The organism is Merdimmobilis hominis (assembly GCF_016901855.1).
Classification (GTDB): domain Bacteria; phylum Bacillota; class Clostridia; order Oscillospirales; family Ruminococcaceae; genus Paludihabitans.
In genome coordinates this window covers 1-3,095 of sequence record NZ_JACJKY010000045.1, presented here as the reverse complement: position 1 = coordinate 3,095, position 3,095 = coordinate 1, and the positions used below count along the sequence as shown (strand labels likewise).

Sequence of the window (3,095 nt, the reverse complement as noted above, 5' to 3'; positions counted from 1 at the left end):
TCCAAAAATATATAAACGAAAGTGAGACGATCCCTGTGAATTTCAGAAATTCAAAACACAGCACCACCTTTACAGACGCAATCAAAAAAAAGAACAAAAGAGATTATATGCCGACCGAATCAGAAGCAAGGCTCATAAAAGATATGATCACAGAAAAAATCAACGAAGTGTTCGGTCAAACGCCGAAGGAATTCTGTCTGACCTTTTATGAGACAGATGGCCTGTACGGCGAACATTCTAACGAGAAACCAACGATGGGAGGAATTATATGACGCAATACCTGTATCCGCAAAACCTTAAAGCGACGGCAAATCTGTGGCTTTGGGGACTGCGGGATTTTACAATTCTTTGTATTGCTGCGCTATTGTCGGTAGTGGCATTGGTACAGCTTCACTTTTTCATTCCGGCGGCGGTGACACTCTGCTACGGATTTTTAACAATTCGCATGGAGGATACCACCGTTTTGGATTTTATCAAATATGCTGTTCGGTATTTTATATCAACCCAGCAATACTTTGAATGGAGGTGAGCAGCTTGGCAGCAAAAGAAAAACAGCAGAAAAAGAAAAAAGGACGCTCCACACAGGAGCTGGTGGGTATCAAAACTTTTACAAAATACGGTCTCGAAACAAATAAGAACGAGCTTCTTTTTTATCTCGTCGCGCCTACCAATATATCGGTGTTGTCCCATATGAGCGTAGAAATCAAAATCCGCCACTTGCTGATGGTACTGTCTGCGCTTCCAAACATTGAAATCACCTGTACAGACTCCTGCGAATGCTTTGATGACAACAAAAGTTATCTGCAGCAGAGACTTTCAGAGGAACAGAATCCGAAGGTGCGGAAAATTCTGAAAAAGGATGTAGATATGCTTGATCATGTGCAGGCTGAAATGGCAACCGCGAGACAATTCCTGTTCATCATGCGGTGCAAAGGCATGAAGCCGGAACAGGTCTTCCAAACTGCCAACCGCACGGAAAAGATCATTTCCGAACAGGGCTTCGAGGTACAGCGAATGAAAAAGGCTGACATCAAACGGTTTCTTGCCATATACTTTGAGGCCAGTATGAACGGAGATCAGATGCAGGACATTGACGGAGAGTCATTCTGTTACGATGAAGAAGAAACAGAACTGTCCGAATAATCTTTAAAAAACAGATCAGTCGTTTTGCAGACAGCAGAACGGCTGTTTTTATATGCTTCCTTCTGTCTGCAAAGCGGCAGTCAGGAGGTAATCTATGTTCAAAAGAAAACCGAAGGTGCTGACACCGGAGCAGATGGAGGAAATCCGCACAAAGGACTTTTTTGACTGCATCCTGCCCGGCACCATCAAGTTCCTCTCCGATCATTATATCGTCGGAGACAGTTACCGCTGTGTGTGGGCAATCAGAGAGTATCCGCCGTCTACCGAGGAACAAGCAATTCTAAGTCAGCTTGCCGACCGCAACGGTGTCACGCTCCGTATTTATCATAGGCTTGTGGAATCTATGGAGCAGAGAAAAATCATTCAGAACGCCACAAGGAAAAACAAGCTGATGTCGGGAGGAAACGATGTAAACGAAACCATTGAAGCAGAGGGAAACCTGCAGGATGTCATTGAATTGCTTGCCAATCTCAGAAAAAACAGAGAACCCCTTCTCCACTGCTCTGTGTTCATCGAGCTGAAAGCAAAAAGCATGGATGAGCTGAAGGAGTTGCAAAGCGAAATTGCGATGGAGCTGACGCGCTCCAAAATCTCAGTTGACAGACTGACGCTCAGACAGAAAGAAGGATTTCTCTCTGTTCTGCCGGTGGGCGCAAATCAGTTTGGCGCACAGTATGAGCGTGTTCTGCCTGCCAGTTCGGTGGCAAATCTATATCCGTTTAACTTTTCCGGCAAGACTGATCCACGTGGTATCTATATCGGCAGGGACAAGTTCGGTACGAACATCCTCGTAGATTTTGACCGCAGGAGTGAGGATAAGACCACAAGCAATATCCTGATTCTCGGAAACTCCGGTCAGGGCAAAAGTTATCTGTTAAAACTCATTCTGACCAATCTGCGCGAATCCGGTAAATCGGTCATTGTACTGGACGCCGAGGCGGAATACCAAGATTTGACTGAATCGCTCGGCGGTTGTTATATCGATTTCATGTCCGGTGAGTATATCGTAAACCCGTTAGAGCCGAAAGCGTGGAGTGATGGAAGTGACAGCAGCAATGATCCCGAAGCACCTGCCGCATTCCGCAAGGTGACAAAGCTTAGTCAGCACATCGCATACCTGAAAGACTTTTTCCGCAGTTACAAGGATTTTACCGATAGTCAGATTGACACGATTGAAATCTTGCTGGCTAAACTGTACGCCCGGTTCGGCATAACCGACTCGACAGACTACAGCAAAATGAAACCGACCGATTATCCGATCATGGAGGATTTGTATAAGCTGTGCGAAGAAGAATTTATGACCTACGACAAGCAGAGAAAATATCTCTATACCGAAGAAACACTGCAGGAAGTCTGCCTCGGCATTCATTCTATGTGTGTAGGGACAGAATCTAAGTATTTCAATGGGCACAGCAACATTACGGATGATGAATTTCTCTGTTTTGGCGTCAAAGGCTTAATGGATACCAACCGCAGACTGAAGGATGCTATGCTGTTCAACATTCTTTCTCATATGAGCAACCAGCTTCTCGGCAAAGGAAATACAGCTGCTGCGATTGACGAATTATATCTCTATCTGACCAACCGTACCGCTATCGAATATATCCGAAACGCAATGAAGCGTGTGCGAAAAAAAGACTCTGCCATTCTCATTGCCAGTCAGAATATCAACGATTTTCTGATGCCGGAGGTCTGTGAGCTGACAAAGCCGCTGTTTGCAATCCCCACTCATCAGTTTATGTTCAACCCCGGTTCCATTGACGCAAAGGCATTTATAGACACATTGCAGTTAGAGCCGAGCGAATATGAACTGATCAAATATCCTGAACGCGGAACCTGTCTGTAGCCAGCTTGAAAAGAACTACGGCAAGGAAGGCGCAGAAATTATCGTAGACAATACCCAGCTAACTATCTTCGGTGGATTTGCACCGCAAAGTACTTCTGCAGAAACC

Annotated in this window: 4 protein-coding genes and 1 pseudogene; all 5 read left to right on the top strand. The window is 45.2% G+C overall.

The features are described from left to right. Nucleotides 1-272 (top strand): hypothetical protein (locus tag H6A12_RS12920; RefSeq protein WP_204448417.1); only part of this gene is annotated, 272 nt, incomplete at its 5' end. Continuing rightward, complete coding sequence (locus H6A12_RS12915; RefSeq protein WP_204448416.1) at nt 269-529, top strand: hypothetical protein; 261 nt, start codon at nt 269-271, stop codon at nt 527-529. The genes H6A12_RS12920 and H6A12_RS12915, both read left to right, overlap by 4 nt. A gap of 5 nt (nt 530-534) precedes the next feature. Beyond that, nucleotides 535-1,143: a hypothetical protein gene (locus H6A12_RS12910; RefSeq protein ID WP_204448415.1), complete on the top strand. Its 609-nt coding sequence runs from the start codon at nt 535-537 to the stop codon at nt 1,141-1,143. A 94-nt stretch (nt 1,144-1,237) separates the two neighbouring features. After that, a complete protein-coding gene (locus H6A12_RS12905; RefSeq protein WP_204448414.1) occupies nt 1,238-2,989 on the top strand; it encodes a VirB4 family type IV secretion system protein in 1,752 nt (583 codons plus the stop codon). Beyond that, nucleotides 2,988-3,095, top strand: a pseudogene (locus H6A12_RS12900) (TraM recognition domain-containing protein); the annotation flags it as partial. The gene H6A12_RS12905 and the pseudogene H6A12_RS12900, both read left to right, overlap by 2 nt.